Consider the following 23,480-nt stretch of genomic DNA (forward strand, 5'->3'; position numbering starts at 1 on the left):
AAAAATGACACTAAGTTGAGAGGAGAAACTTGTAATTTATTATTTGATATCTCCTGTAGAAACTCAACATTTTATATTTTAAGGTTTTGAGTCGGATTATTGAATAGGTTCAAATGACTGTTTTTGAAGATGATGTCGCAATTAGAAGGATTTTTATGACTTGTAAATGAGTATATAGTAATGAATATTTTTTCCTGCTATGTGGATGATCACTTGGTTTGTGTGTTGTTGACAGCAAGACACATGTCCAGCAAATTTAGACAGGCTGCCGACACTGAACGTGCTTTTTCATGTCAAAATGGCAGTCATCTACACAGAAACGCTACATAAAATAAAAGAGAAACGAACTGGAGGTGGATGTATGGCAGTGGTAAGAGCGACAAGCTCTGATATTGATTTAATGGCCAGACTGCTGAGAGCGGAGGCAGAAGGTGAAGGGAAGCAAGGGATGCTGCTCGTAGGAAATGTGGGCATCAATCGGCTGCGTGCCAACTGCTCTGACTTTAAAGGGCTGCGTACGATTCCACAAATGATTTATCAGGAGCATGCATTCGAAGCGGTCACGCATGGGTACTTTTATCAACGAGCACGAGAAACTGAAAAAACACTTGCGCGGAGAAATATTAACGGAGAACGTTTTTGGCCGGCAAAATTCAGCCTTTGGTATTTTAAACCGCCTGGCAATTGTCCAGCGACATGGTATAATCAGCCGTTTGTGGCAAGGTATAAGTCGCATTGCTTTTATCAGCCAACCGCCGAAACGTGTGAAAATGTCTATAACACCTTTTAGCTTGATGAAACGCACAATCCTCTTAGAGTACGAATGCAGAGGGTTGTGTTTTTGTTTTTTCCAAAATGGGTAACCATTGTGTATCAACAAGATGAAGCACGTGAATGGAGGAAATGATGATGTATCAAGATTTAAAAGGGAAAACAGCCATTGTCACAGGCTCTTCAAAAGGAATTGGACAAGCGATCGCATTGCGGTTTGGACAAGAGGAAATGAATGTGGTTGTGAACTATAAAGGCGATGAAGATGGAGCTGAAGAGACGGTACAAGCCATTCAGAAGCACGGAGGTGGGGCGGTGAAAGTACACGCAGATGTCTCCAAAGAGGAAGGCATCCAAGCTATCATGGATACAGCATTGGAACATTTCGGTACAGTAGATGTATTCGTCAATAATTCAGGCTTCAACGGCGAAGAAGCGCTGCCGCATGAGATGACGCTGGAGCAATGGCAAAACGTCATCGATGTGAACATAACAGGTGCATTTTTAGGCGCAAAGGCTGCGCTTGCCTATATGATGGAGCATGACATCAAAGGATCTATTTTAAATATTTCCAGTGTCCATCAGGAGATTCCGCGCCCATTCAACGTTCATTATTCCACTTCAAAGGGCGGAATGAATATGATGACAAAGACGCTGGCTCTTGATTATGCAGAATCAGGTATTCGAATCAATGCGATTGCGCCAGGTACCATGGCAACCGAATCAAATGATGATTTGCAGGATGAACAGAAAAAACAAAAGCAGCTTGAGAAAATTCCGATGAGGACCTTTGGTGAACCGAAGGAGATTGGGTCCGCTGCGGCATTCCTCGTTTCTAAGGAAGCGGCATATATCACAGGCACCACCTTATTTGTGGATGGTGGAATGACACTTTATCCTTCTCAAATCAATGATTAATCCGAAAAACATCCGCCTGTTCAGCCGGCGGATATTTTTTGTTCGTAGCGTTGTGTAGCTTTGGCTCGTTTGCCGAGCAGCATCGGGTACTTGCCCAGGAAGGAGATACATGGCACCATGAGCAGCAATGTGCCGATCGTATAAAAAAGTGTCCAAGAGAGCTGCGCTGTATCAGCAATATTGATACCAAGTCCATAAAAAACAAATGCTTTCATGATATCAATGCCGGCAAACTGCAAGACAAGAATGACAATAGAATTTCGTCCTAGATACGTCAAAATAGGGGATGTTTTCAATTTAAAGCTTAAATAAATCACGGCAGCTGAACCGAGCAGAGCACATGCATAGAAAATAAAGAGATCACCGTAGTCGTTGATGCGCATATCGATCCGTGAATTAAAGCTCTGCATGTAAGCCGTCAGCACAAGCAGACCTGTACATAAAAGCAGGGTTGGATCTGTTTTTAATTCCACAAACCACTGCTTTGCTAAAAATCCAATCGAATAAAACACAACAGCCGTCAAGGCAACATTAGCATTCCAAGGAAGACTTTGATCTAAAAGCAAGGTAGAGGCATATCCAGCACCTCCGCAAAGAATAGTCAGCAAGATTAAGGCAGCAGGTCTCCCTTTTGAAAGACGATGCATAAAGTAAAATAAAATTTCCACTAAAAAGAGTGTCGTTAAAAACCAAATCGCTGGGTTATGTGTAAGTCTTGCTTCATCTGCATTGGATATGAAAATACCTGTAAACGGAACGAAAGGGTCGATATCCGTTTGTCCCTTGAATGCAAAAAAACGAGTAACGGAGAACCAAAATACATAAGTAATGATGGAGAAATAGAGATAGGGCAGGAGTAAGCTTTTGGCTTTTTTCTGAATAAATGACAAAGCAGGGGATGAGGATGATCGAAACATCATGCCTGATAGTAAAAAGAAAAGCGGCATATGAAAAGAGTAAATGAATTGCTTGAGCGAATCTGGAATGGGCACATGCGCCATAACCACGAGCAGAATGCCGATTCCTTTAGCTGCATCTACCCAATCGAGTCTCTTTTTCATGTCCTGTCATCTCCTTTTTCTCAGCGTCGTAAACCGTTCATTGAATATGTACCTCTACTATATAAAAGGTACACCTCTTATGCGTTTACAGTTCGCTAACGATTAGAAGACACATTTGCGATTAGATGACAGACGAAAGGATTTTGACATCTTGATGTTACATTTCCCATTTTTTATGACAATGTAAAAAAAGAAGCCTGAAAAGCTGGCTTCAAAATAATTCTGCTATTCGCTTGTAGGAGCGTTGTTTTTCAATCGGATCAAAGGAATTGTTCAGAATCATGATGTCATCCGTTTGATAGCGGTCCATCAAGGTCTGTAATTGCTCTTTCACCGTTTTCTTCGAGCCGACAATCATCCGCTGGCGGTTTTGCAGCACTTTTTTCTTTTCCTGCGTGGTGTAGTGATAGGCATTTGCTTCTTCTATAGAAGGAACGCGGCTGTCCAGTCCTTTTTCAACACGAAGCAGCCATAAATCTGTACTGCTGGCGATCCGGTCTGCTTCTTCATCTGTTTCACCGCAGATGACAAAGACGGCAAACATAGATTGTGGCTGCCTAGAAAAGACAGATGGAGAAAAGTGTGATCGATACGTCTCAAATGCTTGTTTGCCGCGTGCAGGATGAATAAAGTGGCCAAAAATATAGTTGATTCCAAGCTCCGCCGCCTGTATGGCACTATTTTCTCCTAGTCCAAGCAGCCAAACCGGCGGATGAGCATCAACAAGCGGAGCAGCTTTCACGCCTGCATGCGGATGACCAGAAGGCAGGCTGTCTGATAAGTAAAAAAGAAGATCCTTCAGCTGGCGGTCAAACTGAGACAAATCTTTATGCACGCCGTCCGTCAAAGCGAGTCTCGTCCTTTCGATCCCGCCCGGGGATTTACCGACTCCGATCTCAATCCGTCCAGGATAAAGGGCCTCAAGCTGCCGCGTGACCTCTGCTACTTTAAAAGGACTGTACTGAGGAAGTAAAATGCCGCCAGATCCGGTACGCAAGGTCGATGTATGAGCCGCAATATGAGCCATTAATATTTCAGGCGCCGTACTAGCGAGCCCCCTTGTGCTGTGGTGTTCAGCGAACCAATAGCGCTCATACCCAAGCGTTTCAGCCAGTTGAGCCAGCTGCGTTGTATGAATCAATGTCTCCTGAGCAGACTGACCTTTAGGAATGGCGACTTGATCTAATATATGAAGTGATGGCATCATCAACATCCTTTCAACAACATGCTGAATATAAGTATAAAGAAATCAATGGGTGGAAGGAAACGAAAGGGTTTATCCTTTGAACACATGCTTTTATCTTTTCTATATCAACATATGAAACCACATCTTACGCTCCTTATCAGCAAGAGCTGCTCACCGGGAACTTTCGACAATGTTTCACATGAAACACTTCATTTACGACATGAACTATTTTCAATGTGCATCTTTCTTTAAAAAAATATAAAGTGTTTGAAACCTATCTTGAACATAGATCGTATATACTAGTAAATAGAAAAAAGAGTAAGAGGCTCCAATGTCATTTCATGAATTTTGTCGAATTTTCATGTATGATGATTTTAATAGGGTCCATCGCTTAATAAATAGATTTTTATTATGCTGGAGGAGTGATTGATTTGGCGATTACATTAGAAAAAGGTCAACGTATTGATTTAACAAAAGGGAAAGCAGGGCTAACGAATATTCTTGTTGGACTTGGCTGGGACCCTGTATCACAAGGCGGCGGGTTTTTAGGAAAGCTGTTTGGCGGCGGAGGCGGCGCTGATGTTGATTGTGATGCTTCAGTGCTCATGCTGAAAAATGATAAGTTTACGGAAAATAAAGATTTGATTTATTTTGGCAACCTAAAAAGCAAATGCGGCAGTGTTGAGCATACAGGTGACAACCTGACTGGTGAAGGAGACGGAGATGATGAACAAGTCCTCGTCAACTTGAGCAAGGTGCCGGGTAATGTGAATAAATTGGTGTTTGTCGTGAACATTTATGATGCCCTTAGAAGAAACCAACACTTTGGTATGATTCAAAATGCTTACATTCGCATCGTTGATCGTTCAAACAATCAAGAATTAGTGAAATATAATTTAAAAGATGACTATGCAGGAAAAACATCGTTAATCGTCGGAGAACTTTACCGTCAAGAGAATGAGTGGAAGTTTGCGGCTCTTGGAAATGGTACAAATGATGCGAAGCTTGCCGATATTACGAGAAACTACATTTAAACAGAAGGGAGAGGTTCCTAGTGGGAATTTCTTTAGCGAAAGGTCAAAAAATTGATTTAACAAAAACGAATCCGGGTTTAACAAAAGTAGTCGTTGGTCTTGGCTGGGACGTCAATAAGTATGACGGCGGACATGACTTTGATCTAGACGCAAGTGTATTCCTTTTAGATGCAGCAGGTAAAGCAAGCTCTCCATCTGACTTTGTCTTTTACAACCAAACAACTGGCGGAGGCGGCAGTGTCGTACATACAGGCGATAACCGCACTGGTGAAGGGGACGGAGATGACGAGCAGGTCAATGTTGACCTTGCAGCTGTACCAGCAAGTATTGAGAAGATTTCATTTGTCATTACCATTCATGATGCAGAAGCGCGCAGTCAAAACTTCGGACAAGTGTCTAACGCATATGTACGTATTTTAAATGCGGCTTCGAATGAAGAACTCATTCGCTACGATTTGGCAGAGGATTTCTCAATTGAGACAGCCATTATTGTAGGTGAATTATACCGTCATGGCGGGGAATGGAAATTCTCGGCTGTCGGATCAGGCTATCAAGGCGGTCTTGCACGCATTGCAACGGACTTCGGCTTAGATATCGGATAACGATAGCTTCCTATTTTCAAAGACAGGAGAGATACGAATATGGCGATTCAGCTTTCAAAAGGACAACGTGTCGATTTAACAAAAACCAACCCAGGGCTGACGAAAGTGATGATCGGTCTTGGCTGGGATACGAATAAATATTCTGGCGGAGCCGAATTTGATTTGGACGCTTCGGCTTTCTTGGTGGATGCAAACAATCGTTGTCAGCAAGATACAGATTTTGTGTTCTATAATAACCTTCAACATCCAAGCGGCAGTGTCACTCATACAGGTGATAACCGGACGGGTGAAGGAGATGGAGATGACGAGCAAATTCTCGTTGATTTCTCGAAAATTCCTGCTAACATTGATCGTATCGGAATTACAGTTACGATCCATGATGCAGAGACGCGTAGCCAAAATTTTGGACAAGTCTCTAATGCATTTGTTCGTGTTGTAAATGAAGAGGGCGGGGAAGAATTGATTCGCTTCGATTTAGGCGAAGACTTCTCAATTGAAACAGCTGTTGTGGTATGTGAATTGTACCGACACGGAAGTGATTGGAAGTTTAACGCGATCGGAAGCGGATTCTCTGGCGGACTTGCAGCTCTTTGTCAAAATTATGGGTTAGAAGTGTAAATAAGAGAAACAAATCAATTCAAGAGGTGCTGTCAAAAACTCATATGAGGGCCTTTTCCAAAGTGAGAAAGAAACAGCGATCAAGAATAGCAGCAGGCGAAAGCCTGCTGATGCTTCTACACTTATAGGAGGAAAACCAGTTGGACATTTTGAAACATATGTTGGATACATATGCCTCGTTTTTTGATTGGCATATGTGGGCAGAGGTGTTAACAGACCCTGTCTCTTGGGGGCTTATTGGGACGCTTGTCGTGCTTGAAGGATTGTTATCAGCAGATAACGCACTTGTATTAGCTGTGATGGTGAAACATTTACCGGAAAAGCAGCGTAAAAAGGCATTAACCTACGGATTAATTGGCGCTTATTTCTTCCGTTTTCTATTCATTGGCGTAGGGATGCTGCTTATTAAATTCTGGTGGATTAAGGTTCTTGGAGCTGCTTACTTAGCATGGCTTGTCATTAAGCACTTCTGGTTAGGTGATGGCGATGATGAAGCGAAGGAATTGAAAAAAGAAGGCTGGTTGATTCGGGTATTTGGTATATTCTGGGCAACCGTTATCTCTGTAGAAATTATGGACCTTGCCTTCTCGGTTGATAGTATTCTTGCAGCATTCGCTGTATCTGAGGAAGTATGGATTCTTCTATTAGGCGGAATGCTTGGAATTCTCATGATGCGTACAGTGGCACAGTTGTTCCTTGTTCTTATTGACCGTATCCCAGAGCTCGAGAATACAGCGTTTATTCTTATCGGGATCATTGCGATCAAAATGGGCTTGAGTGCTGCTCACATTGAAATCCCGCATCTTGTATTCTTTGCAATTATTATCCTAGCATTTATCGGAACGTTTATTGTTCATAAAATCAATAAGAAGAAACATCAAGGTGTAACAAACGAAGCTGCGGCTTCAAAAGAAGAATAGGACGATCAAAAAGGAATGGAGTTGATTAGCGGCTCCATCCTTTTTTGAATCATCAAGTCATTTGTTCGATTTTCTCTCAACAACAGGAGGTGGCACAGCATGCGGTATTTTCAGTTTTTATCAGAGGCGAGGCAGCACGATATTTTTTTCAAACGGCCGGGGACGATGCATTTGATGACGCCAAGGCACGTACTTGCGCATGCATTAGGTGCTACTTTGTATATGCCTGCAACAAGACAGGATATAGCAGACATGCTGCTGTCGCAGAAATATGAAGCGCTTTGCTCTGTTGTATTTTGTTTAGAGGATGCCATCGGTGATCAAGAAGTGGAAATGGCTGAGCAGAATCTAGTGGTACAACTCGCCAAACTGTCGGACAAATTGACGCATACGCCTGAAACGGCTGAACAATTGCCGCTTTTATTTATTCGGGTTCGTTCACCGAAGCAGCTGCTCAAAATGGCAGATTTGCTTGGTTCATCTCTTCATTTATTGACGGGTTTTGTATTTCCAAAGTGTTCTATTCATAATGCGAAGGATTATTTGGACAGCTTGAAACAGGTTTCAGCACAAACGAAGACAAAGCTGTACGGTATGCCCATTTTGGAAACACCCGATTTATTAGAAAAAGATACAAGATATACGGTGCTGTCAGAGTTAAAGCAGATCATGCTGAATGATGAAGAATATATTTTGAATATTCGTATTGGGGCAACGGATCTTTGCGGCTTATATGGCATTCGCCGTGACCGTGACACCACCATCTATGAAATCAGATTGATTGCTGATTTGATCACAGATATGATCAATTATTTTGGCCGTTCCTTTGTTGTATCAGGTGCAGTATGGGAGCATTTTGGCCCTGCACGAAAGGAACAAAAACCATTCATCCGTGCGCTTTCTAAGGGCGGTGAGCTGTCCTTCTCTGAATTCGATGACGTACAAGGTCTACTCAAGGAGACAAGACTCGATGTAGCCAATGGCATACATGGGAAGACAGTGATCCATCCAACACATCTCAAGCCAGTTCAAAGCATGTACGTTGTGACAAAGGAAGAATACTTGGATGCATTAAGTATTTTAGATCATGCTGACGGCACAGTTGGCGTAATGAAGAGTGCCTATTCTAATAAGATGAATGAAACGAAGCCGCATTACAGGTGGGCAGAGCACATTTTAATTAAGTCAGACATTTACGGGGTGTTTCATGAAAATAGAAGCTATATCGACATACTCACAGAATCAGAAGCGGCATACGCTGAACATCTTGGAACATATGGAGGTTGAGCTTGACCTCAAAGAAGGGGTGCTCCAGCTGGAGAAAGAGCATCTTTTTGAGATGGCAGCAAGGGTGAACAAAAAAAGAGCCTTTTTATTCGTTAGTAAGGTGCTTGGAAAGCATATTCCTGTTCATCCAGTGAAACCGCTCCTTGTCTCGGGTCTTTTAGCGATGGCATATGCCAAAGAGCAAACGGGACAGACGCCTCCGTACCAAGATTTTCTTGTAGAGGCACTCAAGACGGATGATCACGCGGTGTTAACGGCAGCCTATGAAACACTCAAAAAAGAAAAGCTAGCAGCTGGCAATGAGCCTGTCGTCATCGGCTTTGCGGAAACGGCAACAGCCCTTGGACATGGTGTGTATGATGTGCTAGAAGGCGCATCTTACATTCATACGACACGTGAACAGCTGCTGGGTCTTGACCCGTCATTGGTATTTGAAGAAGAACATTCGCATGCAACAGACCAGCTTTGTTATGCAGATGAAGCATTACTTCGCACAGACCGCCCCATCGTGTTAGTAGATGATGAAGTCACGACAGGCCGTACAAATATCAACATCATTCGTGACCTTCATGCAAAGTACCCGCGGCATTCTTATACCATTCTTTCCATTTTGGACTGGCGGACGGAGGAGCATGAGAAAGCCATGTGCCAGCTTGAAGAGGAGCTCGGAATTCACATCACATCATTGTCTTTATTAAAAGGGCAGATGGTCTTTAGAGGCAAAACGCTTGATGAACCAGCTTATTCGTATGAGATTGGGGAGCAAGAGAAGCGGCCAAGTCTCTCTTTTCATTCTCTTCAATCTTTCTTTAAGCAAGTGCCGTATTCACTTTCTCATGCAGCAAATTCGGCTGGTCATTCGCCATATATACATGAAACGGGCCGTTTTGGTTTAAACGCAGCAGATACGGAAGCACTCGACCAAGCAGCTGCTGAAGCGGGATTGAAGCTGTGGCAGGAACGCAAAGGAAAGCAAACACTCTGCTTAGGGACAGGTGAGCTTATGTATGTACCGATGAGACTGTCTACACATATGGGTGAAGGCGTTCGCTTTCATTCAACAACGAGAAGTCCTATTCACCCAGTCGAAAAGGATGGATACGCTGTTCAAAATGGGTTTACCTTTATGAATCCAGAAGATGCCCGAATTCAGCACTACGTGTACAACATTCCAAAAGGTGAATATGATGATGTATTTCTCTTTTTTGAGAAAAAGGTCTCTCAGGAGGCATTGCTTCCGCTTATTCATTTATTTGCCGAGCGGCATGTGAAGCATGTGCATATTGTGACTTTATCAGACGAGGTGAAGGTGAATGGCTAACGTGTATACAAAGATGGGAAGCTATCCAGAGCAGGATGTAACCTTCTTACTCAAAGATTTATCCTCTATTGAGATGGAGAAAAGTACAGAAGAGCGGGAGCGTTCCATTCAGAGTGGTGCGCATTATTCAGAAATGCTGCCAATTGAATATAAACCAACTGAATCTTATATGACTTTATTCTATCAATCTCTTGAAGAAAGTAAGGAAAAGGTAGCCGAAGCAGTAGCTGTTGTAGCAGAACAGATTGTGAAGAAGCGAGGCTTCAAAACCGTGCTTTGCAGCTTGGCGCGTGCAGGAACACCGATCGGGGTGCTAATCAAACGATATATTCGAAAGACATATGGTATCGATCTGCCTCATTACAGCATCTCTATTATTCGCGACCGCGGAATAGACGAGAATGCACTGCATTATATGCTGAAAGAACATCCGGGCTTTGAAATTGCTTTTATCGATGGATGGACTGGAAAAGGTGCGATTTCGAAAGAGCTCGAAAAAGCTGTGATTGATTTTGAAAAAAAGTATGGCGTGCGTCTTTCGAGTGAGCTGGCTGTGCTGGCTGACCCTGGCTATTGTACACATGTATATGGAACGAGAGAGGACTTTCTCATTCCAAGTGCCTGCCTGAATTCGACGGTATCAGGGCTTGTCAGTCGTACGGTACTAAACAACCGCTGGATCAATGCCGATGATTTCCATGGGGCAAAGTATTATAAAGAGCTGCTTGATGAGGATGTGTCCAATCTGTATGTGGATACGATTGAAGAAGCATTTTCCAGCCTCGGCCCAAATGTACAAGAGAAAGCAGAAACCATACTTACGCAAGGGACGCCGGCAGATTGGCGCGGAATGGCATCCATTGAAGCAATCGGTCAGGAGTTTCAAATTAAAAATACACATTTGATTAAGCCGGGTGTTGGTGAGACGACCCGCGTGCTGCTTAGAAGAATCCCGTGGAAAATCTTGATTCAGCCTGGATCTCAGGAAAAGCTGAAGCATATTTTGCTTTTGGCTGAGGACAGAGGCGTTCCTGTCATTGAATATGCCAATATGTCCTACACGTGCTGCGGGTTAATTCGCCCGCTGGAGCAAACGTCATGAAGACATATGCATTTGCCAGTGATTTAGACCGAACGCTGATTTACTCACATCGAGTGCTTGACCAGTATGCGTATGAAGGAGAGTATGATTTAGTTGAGGTGCTGGACGAACGGCCGCTTTCCTATATGTCTGTTGAAACGAAAAGATCCTTGCAGACGATTCATCAATCAGGCTGGTTCATTCCAGTGACGACAAGAACGACTGCACAGTATGAACGGATCACCTTCTTTCAACAAGAGCTTCAACCGGAGTATGCTGTCACAACAAACGGGGGCTGTATTCTTCACCATGGCAAGCCGCTTGAGGATTGGCAGGCCATTGTTGATGAGAGACTTAGGGAGTGTATGCCAGTCAGAGAGATGCTGAGGGCGATCTCCGAACTTCCGGTTGCGGCTTGGGTGAAGCGTACCCGTACAGCAGAGGGAAGATTTCTTTATTTGATTATGAAAGATGAGTATTTATCTCACATACCGCTTGCTGAATTGAAGCTGTGGGGTGAGGAGAGAGGCTGGCAGGTTTCTCTTCAGGGACGGAAGCTTTATTTTATTCCACAGCCGCTTAATAAGTGGGATGCTGTTGCTTTTCTAAAGGATAGGCTGCAGCTTGAATACGTCTATGGTGCGGGTGATTCCCTGTTAGATGTGGGGATCATTCGTCAATCAGATAAGGGCTTTGCCCCAAGGCATGGAGAAGTTCTCGACTTTGACCCAGAACTTGAGCCGACAGCAGCATCTGGCATGGCCGCAGCGGATGAAATCACCGCTTCTGTCATCGAGCAGATGGCGAAGGCAAAAAAGCCTTCGATTCGATAGCAGAAGTAGAAGGCTGAATGATATGATAGTAGTAGCTTTCTAGAAAATATAGGAGAAAGGAAGGAGCGGCGTGAGTTATAAAGAAATCAATGTCACCCAAACACGGGCGGAGCAGGAAGCCTGGAAAAACGTGCTGAAAAAGCCGCTCCCTGAAAGAGACGGTTATGTAAAGGACGAGCATACGTTGTCCTTGCCGCGTCTCGCCGCCCGGGTCCTTGGAACTCCGCATGATGCAACCGATTATTTTATTTATTTACATGAATTATACGAAACAGAAGGCATGCATATTTTAAGTGAAACGCTCAATCGTCATATTGAGCCAGAGCATTTTCAAGCGTTGCAGCGTATTCATTTGATTAACCAAGAAGAAAAGGGATTGTCCGTGAATCGCTTTGTGGCTTTTTTAGATGGTGAACAGCTGATTGTACGCCATCCAAACCCTGTGATGAACCGGCATATCCGTCTTTCATTGATCAAGGTGTTTGAGCATTTCAAGCAGCTGCATGAGGGTGGATTTCAGCATCCTGATTTCCGCCGGGTCTTGCTGGATGTCGTGAAGTTTTCAAATAACCATCTAGGTCCATGGCTGAAGGAAGTCAATATAGAAGAAAAAATGCCGGCTGTCATTTGGTATGGAGAGGCGAATAAAAGTCAGCTTTATTTTCTTTACTATGTCATGCTGATTGGCTGTGATGTTGTGCTATTTCATCCAGAAGGCGTGGATTCGTTTCGCGAATTAGATCCAGAAGAAAAGCTGACTTTTATTGATCAGTACCCGGGGACTTCAAAGCTTGAGCCGTTCCCTACTGAAAAGCCTGAGAGGAAATCAACGGTGGCGTACCGCTCGACAAGAGAGCTTGAAGAGGTGCTTCACACGGAAGATTCAATGCTGTATAAGCCGTGGCAATTCAGAGATCATGCTCCTCATTCTATTACGCTGAAGACAACGTATGATGAGCTGTTTTTAATTGCAAAGGAACGATCCTTTATCCGCCCGAATTTCAAAGCAGACCGGGACACGATACAGATTCCGAATCTTTTTGCGAAAATGATGGGTGTCACACGAGACAAGCGTGAATACTGGGATCGCATTCACACGTTAATGGAGGGGAAAGAGACGAAGACCATTCGCCATTTTCCTTTTACAAAAGAAGTGACTTCGAATTATCAATTTCATTATCAGCATGCACTTTCTGCTACTGGAGAGATTGATCCTGAATTATTAATGAAAAGCAATGTGTGGCAGTTTTCTCATCTATATGAGGGCGCGCAGCGTGCGATAGCAGAGGCGATATCTCGAATCTGTCAGCATCCGAAGCTATTAAAAGAAGGCAATGAAACCGAATTAGATGTCCGCATTTATTTATTCAAGCAGGTTCTGCATTTGAGCCAGGATCTCATTGAACTGATTCAAACCTTTGATTATGCACAAACCGTACCGAAAGTGATTTTATACCATACGGAATATAATGGTGAGCTGACTCGTTCTGATGCGGCCGCCCTGATTTTCCTAAATGAAATGGGTGTGGATCTCTTCGTATATCATCCGGCGGGATATCAGTGTATCGAACGGTATATCGATGACCAATTATTTGATACCCATTGGCTTGATGAGATGGTCATGAACCAGGAGTTTAAAGAGCCGTCCATCGTTAGAAAGTTATTTCAATCCATTAAAAACCGATAAGGAGATCAAAGCTTATGACAAATACAAACGGAAATGACATCATTTCAATTGATAAAGAGGAAATCACGATTGAGAAGGCAGACGATATTCGCGTTCAGCTTCGAAACGAACCAGAAGTGCAAAATATTGCGAGACAGATCGATGCAAAAAATCAGCTTGAGCTTCTTGAATACGGAAAACAGCCAGCCGTTGAAATCTCTAAGTTCTCTGATCGTATCCTTTCAATGATGCGTTCAACAAGCGTCACTGACTCAGGAACAATGCTGACGCAGCTTGGTAAGATTATGGATCGCTTTGATAAAAATGATTTTGACGAGCCGAAGGGTGGTTTGTTGTCAAAAATCTTTAAACGCGGCGGCAGCATGATTGAAAAGATTTTTAGTAAATATCAAACGCTCGGTGCTGAGATTGAAAAAATTAATGTAGAAATCAGTAAATATAAAGATGAAATGACCAAATCGACTGTGACGCTTGAAGAAATGTATGAGCATAACATTCAATACTACATGGAGCTTGAAAAGTATGTCGTAGCCGGTCAAATGAAAATTGAAGAATTAAAGCAATTGGTTCCTTCATATGAAGAAAAAGCAGCTAGTGGAAACCAGCTGGCACAAATGGAACTTGATACGCTTCGTAATGGGATTCAAGCGCTTGAAGAGCGTGTATATGACCTTGATATGGCAAGAATGGTCGCGCTTCAAACGGCACCGCAAATCCGTTTGCTTCAGCGTGGGAATACAAAATTAATCGGTAAAATCAACTCTGCCTTCATTATCACCATTCCAATCTTCAAAAATGGGATCATTCAAGCTGTGACAGCGAAGAGACAAAAGCTTGTCGCTGATTCCATGAGTGAGCTGGATAGAAGAACAAATGAAATGCTGAAACGAAATGCTGAAAACATTTCAAGTCAAAGTGTGGAGATTGCCAAATTATCCGGCCGTCCAAGCATCGACATTGAAACGATCGAATCTTCCTTTAATACAATTGTACAAGGGATGAAAGAGACGAAACAGATCGAAGAAGAGAACAAGCGATTACGTGAAGATGGAACAAAACGTATGCTTGAGCTTCAAGATAATATTAAGCGGGCTGCCCTAGAGTCCTAAAAAAACGAGCTGTCTGTAACTAAAGTTGCAGGCAGTTTTTTTGTGAATTTAAATAAAATTTGAGAAAAAAGGTTTTTATGTGACCATTTTCGGGTAAATCATGTTCAGGGGAATGGTTCGCCCATGATTCAAAAAAACTGCTATGACGAGGATTCGACTTGTTTTTTAGCACAATTAGGAATTTCCAGTAAAATATTGTCTGGTGAGAGGAAATACCCCGTAAAATATGTAGTTTATGAAGCATTCTATAGGATTTACGAGTAATACGGCGTATAAACTCTAATGACCAGACCTCTATATGGAATTCATACATATTGTGGGGAAATAAGCGAATTCTAAAGATTGTTCGCATCATAACGCTTATGTTACGGTTATAAAGATGCTAATTTGGAGGGAAAATATGAATTCTGAAGAGAGAAATATCAAAATCAAGATAAATAATGTATCTAAAATTTTCGGTAAAAATGCTAAAAAAGCATCTCAAATGCTTGAAAACGGGAAAACAAAAAGAGAGATCCTAAAAGAGACCGGCGCAACAGTTGGTGTCAATCGAGCAAATTTTGATGTTTATGACGGCGAGATATTTGTCATCATGGGGCTATCAGGGAGCGGAAAGTCCACACTTGTGCGGATGCTAAACAGGTTAATCGAACCAACCTCCGGTGAAATTTATATTGATGGGGATATGATAACAAATATGTCAAAGGATCAATTGCGTGAAGTCAGACGGAAAAAGATCAGCATGGTTTTCCAAAACTTCGCATTGTTCCCGCACCGTACAATTCTTGAGAACACAGAGTATGGTCTTGAATTGCAAGGTGTAGATAAAGAAGAGCGCAGACCAAAAGCGCTTGAATCTTTAAAGCTTGTTGGACTTGAAGGCTTTGAAGAGCAATACCCAAATCAATTAAGTGGTGGGATGCAGCAGCGTGTTGGATTGGCACGTGCGTTAGCAAATGACCCTGACATTTTATTAATGGATGAAGCATTCAGCGCACTAGACCCATTAATTCGTAAAGATATGCAGGATGAATTGCTTGAGCTTCATACATCTGTAGGAAAAACGATCATTTTCATTACCCATGATTTAGATGAGGCGCTTCGTATTGGCGACCGCATTGTGCTCATGAAGGACGGAAATATCGTTCAAATCGGAACACCAGAAGAAATTCTAATGAACCCATCGAATGAATATGTTGAACGTTTCGTTGAAGATGTTGACCTTTCTAAAGTATTAACCGCTGGTCATATTATGAAACGTGCAGAAACAGTTCAGATTGACAAAGGGGCACGTGTTGCGCTTACGCTCATGAAAAACCTAGGGATTTCGTCTATCTATGCGGTAGATAAGAAAAAGCATTTATTAGGTGTCATTTCTGCCCAAGCAGCGAAGAAAGCAGCAGAAACGGGAGCGTCGCTTGAAACGGTTCTCGATAAAGAATTTACGACAGTGTTGGAATCTACGTATTTGACAGAGATCTTTGATGCGGTGTCTGATGCGAACATTCCGATTGCCGTTGTCGATGAGAAAAACAGAATGAAGGGCATTGTGGTCCGAGGTGCATTGATTGGTGCATTATCAGGAAATGATGAGTATATCAACATGTCTTCTAACAAGCTAGAGGAAATTAAAGCACAAGAGCCTTCTGCACAGGAGGTAGAATAAGATGTTTAGTATGAGTGATTTACCTAGAATTCCGTTTGCGGAATATATCGATCAATTTGTTGACTGGTTAACATTAACGTTTGGTGGTTTCTTTGATGGCATCACAAATGGATTAGCAGGAACAGTAAATGGGATTGTGGCTGCACTTGGCGTCATTCCATCCATTATTTTAACTCTTATTTTTGCCGGCATTGCTTGGTGGATCAGTACAAGAGGAGTTGCTCTTTTCACACTTATTGGATTTTTACTGATCGACTATTTAGGCTACTGGCATCCAATGCTTCAAACACTTGCGCTCGTTTTGACCGCTGTGGTCATTTCTATTGTGATCGGGGTTCCGATCGGTATTTGGGCATCACAGAAGGAAACTGTGCGTAAAATTGTGACACCTATATTAGATTTAATGCAGACAATGCCTGCATTCGTTTATCTATTACCAGCGATTTTCTTCTTTAATATTGGGGTTGTTCCTGGGGTTGTGGCATCGGTTATCTTCTCCATGCCGCCAACCATCCGTATGACCATTCTCGGTATTAAACAAGTACCAGCTGATTTAATTGAAGCAACAGAAGCATTTGGTTCAACGACATTCCAGCGTTTATTCAAAGTTCAGCTTCCACTTGCAACAAAAACCATCTTAGCTGGTATTAACCAAAGTATCATGCTGGCTCTATCAATGGTCGTTATTGCAGCAATGGTGGGTGCACCAGGACTTGGTTCAGAAGTATATAGTGCGGTAACCCAGCTGAAAACAGGTATTGGTTTTGAAGCAGGTATTGCCATTGTTATTGTGGCGATTACACTTGACCGTATTACACAAAACATTAAAACGAAAAAAACCAGGGGGAATGCTTAATGTGGAAAAAGTCTCTCTACATTGGGATGACCGCCCTGCTTGTCTTTTTACTAGCCGCTTGCGGTGCGCAGACAGATTCAAATGCGAGTGCAGCACAGCAGGTGAATAAGACCATTATCGGAATCGATCCAGGTTCAGGGATTATGGCACTGACAGATCAAGCGAAAAAGGATTACGGCTTAGAGGATTGGACGGTTGTGTCTGCATCAAGTGCAGCTATGACGGCAACACTCAAAAAATCTTACGACCGTAAAAAGCCAATCATCATCACTGGCTGGAATCCACACTGGATGTTTTCCCGCTATGATTTAAAATATCTAGATGATCCAAAAAAATCTTACGGTGAAGCGGAAGAAATTCATACGATTTCACGTAAAGGCTTTGCAAAGGATGAGCCGGAAGCAGCCAAAATGCTTAGTCAGTTTAAATGGTCTCAAGATGACATGGGCGAAGTCATGATTGATATTCAAGATGGTGTGAAACCAAAGGATGCTGCCATAAAATATGTGAAAAAACATAAAGACCAAGTAGCGAAATGGACAAAAGGCGTGAAAAAGTCGAATGGTGGAAAAATCAATCTTGCCTACGTTGCCTGGGATAGTGAGATTGCAAGTACCAATGTTGCGGCAGAAGTATTGCGTGAACTCGGGTTTAATGTGACTTTGACTCAGGTTGAAGCAGGTCCAATGTGGACAGCAATTGCAACCGGAAGTGCGGATGCATCATTATCCGCTTGGCTGCCAAATACGCATAAAACGTATGCAGCGAAGTTTAAAGGAAAATATGACGACCTTGGTACAAGTATGAAAGGCCTTCGAATGGGGCTAGTTGTTCCGAAATATATGAAGAACGTAAACTCCATTGAAGATTTGAAAAAATAGTCAATGATGTAATGGTTCCCTTATAATAGAAGGGAGCATGTGGAAAAAGCAGTCTGCTCAAAAAGCGGCTGCTTTTTTCTTATATAGAAGGATGGAGTTGTCGTCGATGATGGATAGGTCAATCATGATTTTTCTGCATGGTGGAGGAGTAAGCAGCTGGATGTGGCAGGAGCAGGTTGAAATATTTAAGGACACGTATGAATGCTTTGCCCCTGATCTCATTGGACATGGGACAAGAGCAAAAGAACAGATATTTTCAATGAATGAAAGCGCCCAAGAAGTCATCTCATGGATCAAGGAAAACGCGAATGGCCGTCAAGTGATTCTGATTGGATTTTCTTTAGGTGCACAGATTGCCGTTGATGTGTTATCAAGAGAGCCAGATATCGTAGACATCGCTGTCATCAATAGCGCCCTCGTGATGCCTCTGCCATGGCTCCATTTCATGGTGAGACCGCTCTTGCCACTGACGTATCCATTATTAAAGAAAGATTGGTTTATCCAGCTCCAAGCCGAAAAGATGGGGCTCCCGCAACATGTACTGCCTCATTATGCGGCGGAATCGAAACATCTGCAGAAGAAAACCCTTCTTACGATGTTTCAAGAAAACCTCCATTACAGGCTCCCAGACACGTTTCAGCAAGCAAAGGCACGCATTCTTGTCACAGTGGGAGAAAAAGAAAAAGGCATTATGACACGGTCAGCAAAAAAAATAACAAATTCACATCCAAAGGCAGCAGGCGTCATCGTTCCCGGTATTGGACATACATTTACTTTTGAGAAAAAAGAACTTTTCACAGAAATGATCAAAAGCTTTATAGAGGCACGTGCATTACCAGTGGAATTAAAGGAAATCCAGTAGCCGTGCCCATCAATAAGTGAAGATAAGCATAAAAGAGGCGGTGGTCTCTTAGAATCTGTATGATATAGGTATAAAACGCTTTCAGTTTCTGTGCCATAGAAGGAGGAGCTATGAGTAAAAACTATATCATATTCGGTGCAAGTCAAGGATTAGGAGATGCTTTTGTAAAGGGTCTTCCTTCAAGTGGAGATACAGTTTGGATTGTGTCGCGAAGTGAACCAAGCAGTTTGAGCATAGATGACGGTGTACATAGAATTTGGCTGAAAATCGACTTATCAAGCCAAACACATATCCCTTATATGCTCGAAGCACTGGAGAACAAGACGATTGATGTACTTATTTATAACGTCGGTTTATGGGAAAAACGAGGCTTTGAAGACGATTATTCCTTTGATCACGATCAGCCAGAGGATATTGCGCACTTAATTAATGTGAATGTCACCTCAACCATTACGTACATCCAGGCACTGCTTCCGCACGTAAGGAAATCGGAGAATGGGAAAATCATCGTGATTGGCTCAACGGCTGGACTCGATCATACAAACCTGCCGCAAGTCTCGTTTGTTGCATCTAAATTTGGCCTGCGCGGAATTGTGAATGCGCTGAGAGAGCATGTGAGAAAAGATAAAATATCTGTTACCTGTATCAATCCAGGAGAGCTGGCGGCAGAGGTTCCGTATGAAGAGGGAGCCGAAAAGGCCATTACTCTATATGATGAAACGAGAATCCCTGTTCAGGATATTGTGGAGCTTGCTAGATGTGTGATTCACTTATCAAGGGTATCTTGTGTGAAAGAAATCAACGTTCCAGCCATGGCAGATTTGAATGCATAATATAAAGCGACCACCCGTCCTGAAGAGAAGGCGGGTGGCTTTTTCATTTTATGATGAATGCTGCTGGAGCGTTTGATAGACAGCTTCAGTCAAAATCTCAATGCCGGTAAAGATTGCAGAGCGGTCAAAGGTCATGTACGGATGATGAAGACCTGGCTTTAAATCACAGCCTAAACCGAGCATCGTAGATTTGATATGCGGAAGCTTTGCTGCATAAAAGTGAAAGTCTTCTCCACCTGTTGTGACGATTGGGGGATCAAGCTGCTCTTGGCCTAAAACCTGTTCAATCGCATGAGACATGATCTGGACAGCTTCCTCATTTAACGTAGCGGCAGGCAGACGATGGTCTGTTGAAAGTGTAATGGAAGCACCAAAGGCATCCGCTACAGAATGAACTGCTCTTTCAATTTCTTTTTCTAGCTCATCCATTACTTCGTTTGTTTGCGCCCTTACATCTAATGTAAAAGAAGCTTTGCCTGGGATGATGTTTGAGCTGCCCCCGCCAGCATGTAAATTGGTCATTTTCACAGAATGGGCGACTCGTGGATCGACATGGATATGCGCCAGTCTCTGCACGAGGGTTGAAGCCACTTCTATTACGTTGATGCCAAGGTGAGGACGTGCACCGTGCGCTTCCTCTCCAGTAATTGTGCCGACATAATGATTACTTGATCCGTGCAAAATAGCAGGAGCGCAGCGTCCGTTTAATGTTTCTTGAATTGGGCGCACATGTACGCCATATAAGTAATCGACATCTGCCAGCACACCTTTTTCAATCATTTTCAGCGCACCGCCGCCTCTTTCCTCGGCAGGCTGAAAAATGAAACGGATCGTGCCGTTTGGGCGTTCTTTTTCCTTTAATGCCATAAAGGTACCAAGAGCCATTGTCATGTGTGCATCGTGGCCACATGAATGATTGGCCTGAAACTCACCATCTACTTCCTGCCAAAGTGCATCAATATCGGCTCTCACAGCGACCACTGGTACGCCTTCTCCAATTTCACCGATCACCCCTGTACAGTCGTCAAATGTTTGAGTTTTGCAGCCCAATTTTTTCAATATATCTTCAATATAAGCAGTCGTTTCTGTTTCTTCCCAGCTGATTTCTGGGTGGGCATGCAAGTGTTCGAAGATGTCTGTCACGGTTTGTTTCATTTCGTTTGTCAAAGTTGTCATGAAGAGCCTCCTTGCTGACAGATAATCTGCCAAAACATTATTTTAGTGAAATAATATTGATCTTAAATATCAACAGTGTTTATAATATAACACATCATTTGATTATTCTGAAAATTAAGTGAAATTCCGATCGGGACAAAGGGGTTTTGACACATGAAAACAGCGACAGTATCAGCACCAGAGAAACAGAAACGAAAACTTCAAATGCCGGATGCGTATGTTCTCTTATTTATGATTGCACTGATTTGTACGATAGCAACGTATTTTGTACCAGCGGGTGAGTTTGACCGAAAGACATCTGGGGAGATCACAACAGCCGTTCCTGGCAGTTATCACCGCATTGATCAATCACCAGTGAGTCCAGTAGGCTTTTTCACTGCTATACAAGAAGGGATGGTAGGGTCCGCTTCTATTATTTTTCTGATTCTATTTACGGGCGGAACCATTGCCATTTTGGAGAAAACAGGTGCTATTAACGGGATGATTCACCATGTCATCAGCCGGTTTCAAACGAAGCAATTATTGTTTATTTGTATTGTTGGGGGATTATTTTCAGTCCTTGGAACGACCGGAATTGTCGTGAACTCTGTTATTGGGTTTATTCCGATTGGCATCATTGTGGCACGATCCTTGAAATGGGATGCTGTAGCAGGAGCGGCTGTCATCTACATCGGCTGTTACGCAGGGTTTAATGCAACGATTTTATCTCCATCTCCATTAGGTTTATCACAAACGATCGCAGAGCTGCCGATCTTTTCTGGCATTGGCCTGCGTGTCATCATTTATCTTTGTTTCCTTATTTCTAGTATTGTGTACATCTATTTATATACAAGACGTCTGAAGAATAAAGACAAGGGAAGCATTCTTGGCGATCAATGGTTTCCTGCTAAGGGGCTTGGCGGAGCCGATGCGGAATCTGTGGACAAGCCTGCATTCACTGGCAGACATAAGCTGATTTTAGCGGTGTGCGGATTGTCACTTGGAGGGTTCTTATATGGCGCACTTCAGCTTGGCTGGACCGATAAGGAAATGGCCGGTGTGTTCATTTTTATGGCAATTGCAGCTGGACTGCTTGGAGGATTAGCGGCCAATGATATTGCGAAAACGTTTATTATCGGGTGTCAAAGCCTTGTATACGGCGCACTTATTGTTGGGATGGCACGCTGTATTTCGGTCATTTTAGAAAATGGGAAGCTGCTTGATACAGTGGTCAACGGCTTGGCGAGTATGCTGACAGGCTTTAGTCCAATTGCTGGTGCGATCGGGATGTATATTGCGAGTGCGCTTCTTCACTTTTTGATTTCATCAGGATCAGGAGAAGCCGTAGTCTTTATCCCGATTCTTGCGCCGCTCGCTGATTTAATGGGCATCACAAGACAGGTAGCTGTAGAAGCAGTAATGCTTGGTGAAGGGGTGGTCAACTGTATCAATCCGACTTCTGGTGTGTTGATGGCTGTGCTTGCTGCAAGTGGTATTCCTTATGTAAAGTGGCTGCGTTTTATGGTGCCGCTTGCCCTCATTTGGTTTGTCATTGGTCTTGTATTTATTTGTATTGGGGTCATGATCAACTGGGGCCCTTATTAAACATGTATGAAGCTGCCGAAGAGCGTTTGGCAGCTTTTTTCTTGTGGAAATATGTATGGAACCAGCGCTTTGAAAGCACAATAAATGTGTTCACAAATTCGCTACATATTTTTTTTGAGCAACCCCCTTGCAAAAGTTTGTGAAGTGTTGCACAATAAGAATGTGAAATACTTCACATAATAAAAACAGCCTAGTTTTACTCAGGAGGATGAGATAAATGACAAACGAAAAAGTAAACAAAGTAGCCCTTATTGGAGCAGGTTTCGTCGGCAGCAGTTATGCCTTTACATTAATAAATCAAGCGATCACAGATGAATTGGTTGTTATCGATTTGAATCAAGACAAAGCAATGGGTGACGTGATGGATTTAAACCACGGAAAAGCATTTGCCCCGCATCCTGTGAATACTTGGTATGGAGATTATGAGGATTGTAAGGATGCAGACATTGTATGTATCTGTGCTGGCGCAAACCAAAAGCCAGGTGAAACGAGACTTGACCTTGTTGAGAAAAATTTAAATATATTTAAAGGTATTGTAGACAATGTGATGAAAAGCGGATTTGATGGCATTTTCTTAGTTGCTACGAACCCAGTTGATATTTTGACATATGCGACTTGGAAATTCAGTGGACTACCAAAAGAACGAGTGATTGGCAGTGGTACGACGCTTGATACGGCAAGATTTAGATACATGCTCAGTGAGTATTTTGAAGCAGCGGCACACAATGTGCATGCGTACATCATTGGCGAGCATGGGGATACTGAGCTTGCTGTTTGGAGTCATGCGAATATCGGAAGTGTACCAATTACAGAATTAATGAAGAGAAATGATCAATACAAACAAGAAGACTTAGATGAAATCATGGAAAATGTCCGTCATGCCGCTTACCAAATCATTGAGAAAAAAGGCGCCACTTACTACGGCGTAGCAATGAGTTTAGCCCGCATTACAAGAGCGATCCTGCACAATGAAAACAGTATTTTAACGGTCAGCACTTACTTGGATGGTGAGTACGGAGCAGAAGATGTCTACATTGGTGTACCCGCCCTTGTGAATCGAAATGGTGCAACAGAAGTGATGGAGCTTGCTCTGGATGATACAGAGAAAGAAAAATTTGCACACAGTGTGAATGTGTTAAAAGAGATTTTGGCTCCTCATTTTTAATCAATCAAAAGCAACCTATCTGAGCAGAA

Annotated in this window: 22 protein-coding genes; 19 read left to right on the forward strand and 3 right to left on the reverse strand. The window is 42.8% G+C overall.

Going from position 1 to position 23,480, the window contains the following annotated elements; all coding sequences use genetic code 11:
• Positions 1 to 361 precede the first annotated feature (361 nt).
• Positions 362 to 790, forward strand: a complete 429-nt coding sequence (locus tag ACN6NB_RS01450) for a cell wall hydrolase (RefSeq protein ID WP_039176249.1) — start codon at positions 362 to 364, stop codon at positions 788 to 790.
• A gap of 119 nt (positions 791 to 909) precedes the next feature.
• Entirely contained in the window at positions 910 to 1,689 is a 780-nt protein-coding gene (locus ACN6NB_RS01455) for a glucose 1-dehydrogenase (RefSeq protein WP_039176252.1), read from the forward strand.
• A 20-nt stretch (positions 1,690 to 1,709) separates the two neighbouring features.
• Here ACN6NB_RS01455 and ACN6NB_RS01460 read toward each other — a convergent pair whose 3' ends face one another.
• Positions 1,710 to 2,750 (reverse strand): acyltransferase family protein, encoded by a 1,041-nt coding sequence (locus ACN6NB_RS01460; protein WP_474253195.1) that lies wholly within the window; start codon positions 2,748 to 2,750, stop codon positions 1,710 to 1,712.
• A 211-nt stretch (positions 2,751 to 2,961) separates the two neighbouring features.
• Positions 2,962 to 3,954, reverse strand: a complete 993-nt coding sequence (locus tag ACN6NB_RS01465; RefSeq protein WP_330545861.1) for an LLM class flavin-dependent oxidoreductase — start codon at positions 3,952 to 3,954, stop codon at positions 2,962 to 2,964.
• Between the two features lie 413 nt (positions 3,955 to 4,367).
• Here ACN6NB_RS01465 and ACN6NB_RS01470 point away from each other — a divergent pair, with 413 nt between their 5' ends.
• From ACN6NB_RS01470 to ACN6NB_RS01540, 15 genes are all read left to right on the forward strand, one after another.
• Entirely contained in the window at positions 4,368 to 4,970 is a 603-nt protein-coding gene (locus tag ACN6NB_RS01470; protein WP_039176264.1) for a TerD family protein, read from the forward strand.
• A 20-nt stretch (positions 4,971 to 4,990) separates the two neighbouring features.
• The gene (locus ACN6NB_RS01475) at positions 4,991 to 5,572 is read left to right on the forward strand and encodes a TerD family protein (RefSeq protein ID WP_039176267.1); all 582 of its coding nucleotides are present in this window, start codon (positions 4,991 to 4,993) and stop codon (positions 5,570 to 5,572) included.
• A 39-nt stretch (positions 5,573 to 5,611) separates the two neighbouring features.
• Positions 5,612 to 6,190 (forward strand): TerD family protein, encoded by a 579-nt coding sequence (locus ACN6NB_RS01480; RefSeq protein ID WP_034664245.1) that lies wholly within the window; start codon positions 5,612 to 5,614, stop codon positions 6,188 to 6,190.
• 140 nt (positions 6,191 to 6,330) lie between these two features.
• Entirely contained in the window at positions 6,331 to 7,110 is a 780-nt protein-coding gene (locus tag ACN6NB_RS01485; RefSeq protein ID WP_039176272.1) for a TerC family protein, read from the forward strand.
• Between the two features lie 99 nt (positions 7,111 to 7,209).
• Positions 7,210 to 8,397, forward strand: a complete 1,188-nt coding sequence (locus tag ACN6NB_RS01490; protein ID WP_338593895.1) for an HpcH/HpaI aldolase/citrate lyase family protein — start codon at positions 7,210 to 7,212, stop codon at positions 8,395 to 8,397.
• Positions 8,387 to 9,718 (forward strand): phosphoribosyltransferase family protein, encoded by a 1,332-nt coding sequence (locus ACN6NB_RS01495; protein ID WP_099662863.1) that lies wholly within the window; start codon positions 8,387 to 8,389, stop codon positions 9,716 to 9,718. The genes ACN6NB_RS01490 and ACN6NB_RS01495 overlap by 11 nt, the downstream gene beginning before the upstream one ends.
• Positions 9,711 to 10,820, forward strand: coding sequence for a cysteine protease StiP family protein (locus ACN6NB_RS01500; RefSeq protein WP_099662864.1), 1,110 nt, complete (start codon positions 9,711 to 9,713; stop codon positions 10,818 to 10,820). Before ACN6NB_RS01495 ends, ACN6NB_RS01500 begins: the two co-directional genes overlap by 8 nt.
• Positions 10,817 to 11,632 carry an HAD family hydrolase gene (locus ACN6NB_RS01505; RefSeq protein WP_338593898.1) on the forward strand — a complete coding sequence of 272 codons (816 nt, stop codon included), beginning with the start codon at positions 10,817 to 10,819 and terminating at the stop codon, positions 11,630 to 11,632. Before ACN6NB_RS01500 ends, ACN6NB_RS01505 begins: the two co-directional genes overlap by 4 nt.
• Before the next feature lie 70 nt (positions 11,633 to 11,702).
• Complete coding sequence (locus tag ACN6NB_RS01510) at positions 11,703 to 13,319, forward strand: YceG family protein (protein WP_247544625.1); 1,617 nt, start codon at positions 11,703 to 11,705, stop codon at positions 13,317 to 13,319.
• Between the two features lie 14 nt (positions 13,320 to 13,333).
• The gene (locus ACN6NB_RS01515) at positions 13,334 to 14,428 is read left to right on the forward strand and encodes a toxic anion resistance protein (protein ID WP_034283225.1); all 1,095 of its coding nucleotides are present in this window, start codon (positions 13,334 to 13,336) and stop codon (positions 14,426 to 14,428) included.
• A gap of 400 nt (positions 14,429 to 14,828) precedes the next feature.
• A complete protein-coding gene (opuAA, locus tag ACN6NB_RS01520) occupies positions 14,829 to 16,094 on the forward strand; it encodes a glycine/proline betaine ABC transporter ATP-binding protein OpuAA (protein WP_039176292.1) in 1,266 nt (421 codons plus the stop codon).
• A gap of 10 nt (positions 16,095 to 16,104) precedes the next feature.
• Entirely contained in the window at positions 16,105 to 16,950 is an 846-nt protein-coding gene (opuAB, locus tag ACN6NB_RS01525) for a glycine/proline betaine ABC transporter permease subunit OpuAB (RefSeq protein WP_039182966.1), read from the forward strand.
• Positions 16,950 to 17,831 carry a glycine betaine ABC transporter substrate-binding protein gene (locus tag ACN6NB_RS01530; protein ID WP_144490693.1) on the forward strand — a complete coding sequence of 294 codons (882 nt, stop codon included), beginning with the start codon at positions 16,950 to 16,952 and terminating at the stop codon, positions 17,829 to 17,831. Before opuAB ends, ACN6NB_RS01530 begins: the two co-directional genes overlap by 1 nt.
• Before the next feature lie 106 nt (positions 17,832 to 17,937).
• On the forward strand, positions 17,938 to 18,693 hold the full coding sequence (locus ACN6NB_RS01535; protein ID WP_247544624.1) for an alpha/beta fold hydrolase: 756 nt from the start codon (positions 17,938 to 17,940) through the stop codon (positions 18,691 to 18,693).
• A 110-nt stretch (positions 18,694 to 18,803) separates the two neighbouring features.
• Entirely contained in the window at positions 18,804 to 19,526 is a 723-nt protein-coding gene (locus ACN6NB_RS01540) for an SDR family NAD(P)-dependent oxidoreductase (protein ID WP_058837272.1), read from the forward strand.
• 48 nt (positions 19,527 to 19,574) lie between these two features.
• Here the strand turns inward: ACN6NB_RS01540 and ACN6NB_RS01545 are convergent, their stop codons facing one another.
• The gene (locus ACN6NB_RS01545; RefSeq protein ID WP_474253196.1) at positions 19,575 to 20,702 is read right to left on the reverse strand and encodes a M20 peptidase aminoacylase family protein; all 1,128 of its coding nucleotides are present in this window, start codon (positions 20,700 to 20,702) and stop codon (positions 19,575 to 19,577) included.
• 153 nt (positions 20,703 to 20,855) lie between these two features.
• Here ACN6NB_RS01545 and ACN6NB_RS01550 point away from each other — a divergent pair, with 153 nt between their 5' ends.
• Complete coding sequence (locus tag ACN6NB_RS01550) at positions 20,856 to 22,286, forward strand: YfcC family protein (RefSeq protein ID WP_366204382.1); 1,431 nt, start codon at positions 20,856 to 20,858, stop codon at positions 22,284 to 22,286.
• A 217-nt stretch (positions 22,287 to 22,503) separates the two neighbouring features.
• Positions 22,504 to 23,451 (forward strand): L-lactate dehydrogenase, encoded by a 948-nt coding sequence (locus ACN6NB_RS01555; protein WP_064498609.1) that lies wholly within the window; start codon positions 22,504 to 22,506, stop codon positions 23,449 to 23,451.
• Positions 23,452 to 23,480: the final 29 nt, after the last annotated feature.

The sequence above is a fragment of the Bacillus sp. 11B20 genome, assembly GCF_056098985.1.

Bases quoted from the DNA above. Each gene is read 5' to 3' on its own strand.
- ACN6NB_RS01450 (WP_039176249.1), top strand. From the start codon at position 362: ATGGCAGTGGTAAGAGCGACAAGCTCTGATATTGATTTAATGGCCAGA.
- ACN6NB_RS01455 (WP_039176252.1), top strand. From the start codon at position 910: ATGTATCAAGATTTAAAAGGGAAAACAGCCATTGTCACAGGCTCTTCA.
- ACN6NB_RS01460 (WP_474253195.1), bottom strand. From the start codon at position 2,750: ATGAAAAAGAGACTCGATTGGGTAGATGCAGCTAAAGGAATCGGCATT.
- ACN6NB_RS01465 (WP_330545861.1), bottom strand. From the start codon at position 3,954: ATGCCATCACTTCATATATTAGATCAAGTCGCCATTCCTAAAGGTCAG.
- ACN6NB_RS01480 (WP_034664245.1), top strand. From the start codon at position 5,612: ATGGCGATTCAGCTTTCAAAAGGACAACGTGTCGATTTAACAAAAACC.
- ACN6NB_RS01490 (WP_338593895.1), top strand. From the start codon at position 7,210: ATGCGGTATTTTCAGTTTTTATCAGAGGCGAGGCAGCACGATATTTTT.
- ACN6NB_RS01495 (WP_099662863.1), top strand. From the start codon at position 8,387: ATGGAGGTTGAGCTTGACCTCAAAGAAGGGGTGCTCCAGCTGGAGAAA.
- ACN6NB_RS01500 (WP_099662864.1), top strand. From the start codon at position 9,711: ATGGCTAACGTGTATACAAAGATGGGAAGCTATCCAGAGCAGGATGTA.
- ACN6NB_RS01505 (WP_338593898.1), top strand. From the start codon at position 10,817: ATGAAGACATATGCATTTGCCAGTGATTTAGACCGAACGCTGATTTAC.
- ACN6NB_RS01515 (WP_034283225.1), top strand. From the start codon at position 13,334: ATGACAAATACAAACGGAAATGACATCATTTCAATTGATAAAGAGGAA.
- opuAA (WP_039176292.1), top strand. From the start codon at position 14,829: ATGAATTCTGAAGAGAGAAATATCAAAATCAAGATAAATAATGTATCT.
- opuAB (WP_039182966.1), top strand. From the start codon at position 16,105: ATGAGTGATTTACCTAGAATTCCGTTTGCGGAATATATCGATCAATTT.
- ACN6NB_RS01530 (WP_144490693.1), top strand. From the start codon at position 16,950: ATGTGGAAAAAGTCTCTCTACATTGGGATGACCGCCCTGCTTGTCTTT.
- ACN6NB_RS01535 (WP_247544624.1), top strand. From the start codon at position 17,938: ATGATGGATAGGTCAATCATGATTTTTCTGCATGGTGGAGGAGTAAGC.
- ACN6NB_RS01540 (WP_058837272.1), top strand. From the start codon at position 18,804: ATGAGTAAAAACTATATCATATTCGGTGCAAGTCAAGGATTAGGAGAT.
- ACN6NB_RS01545 (WP_474253196.1), bottom strand. From the start codon at position 20,702: ATGACAACTTTGACAAACGAAATGAAACAAACCGTGACAGACATCTTC.
- ACN6NB_RS01550 (WP_366204382.1), top strand. From the start codon at position 20,856: ATGAAAACAGCGACAGTATCAGCACCAGAGAAACAGAAACGAAAACTT.
- ACN6NB_RS01555 (WP_064498609.1), top strand. From the start codon at position 22,504: ATGACAAACGAAAAAGTAAACAAAGTAGCCCTTATTGGAGCAGGTTTC.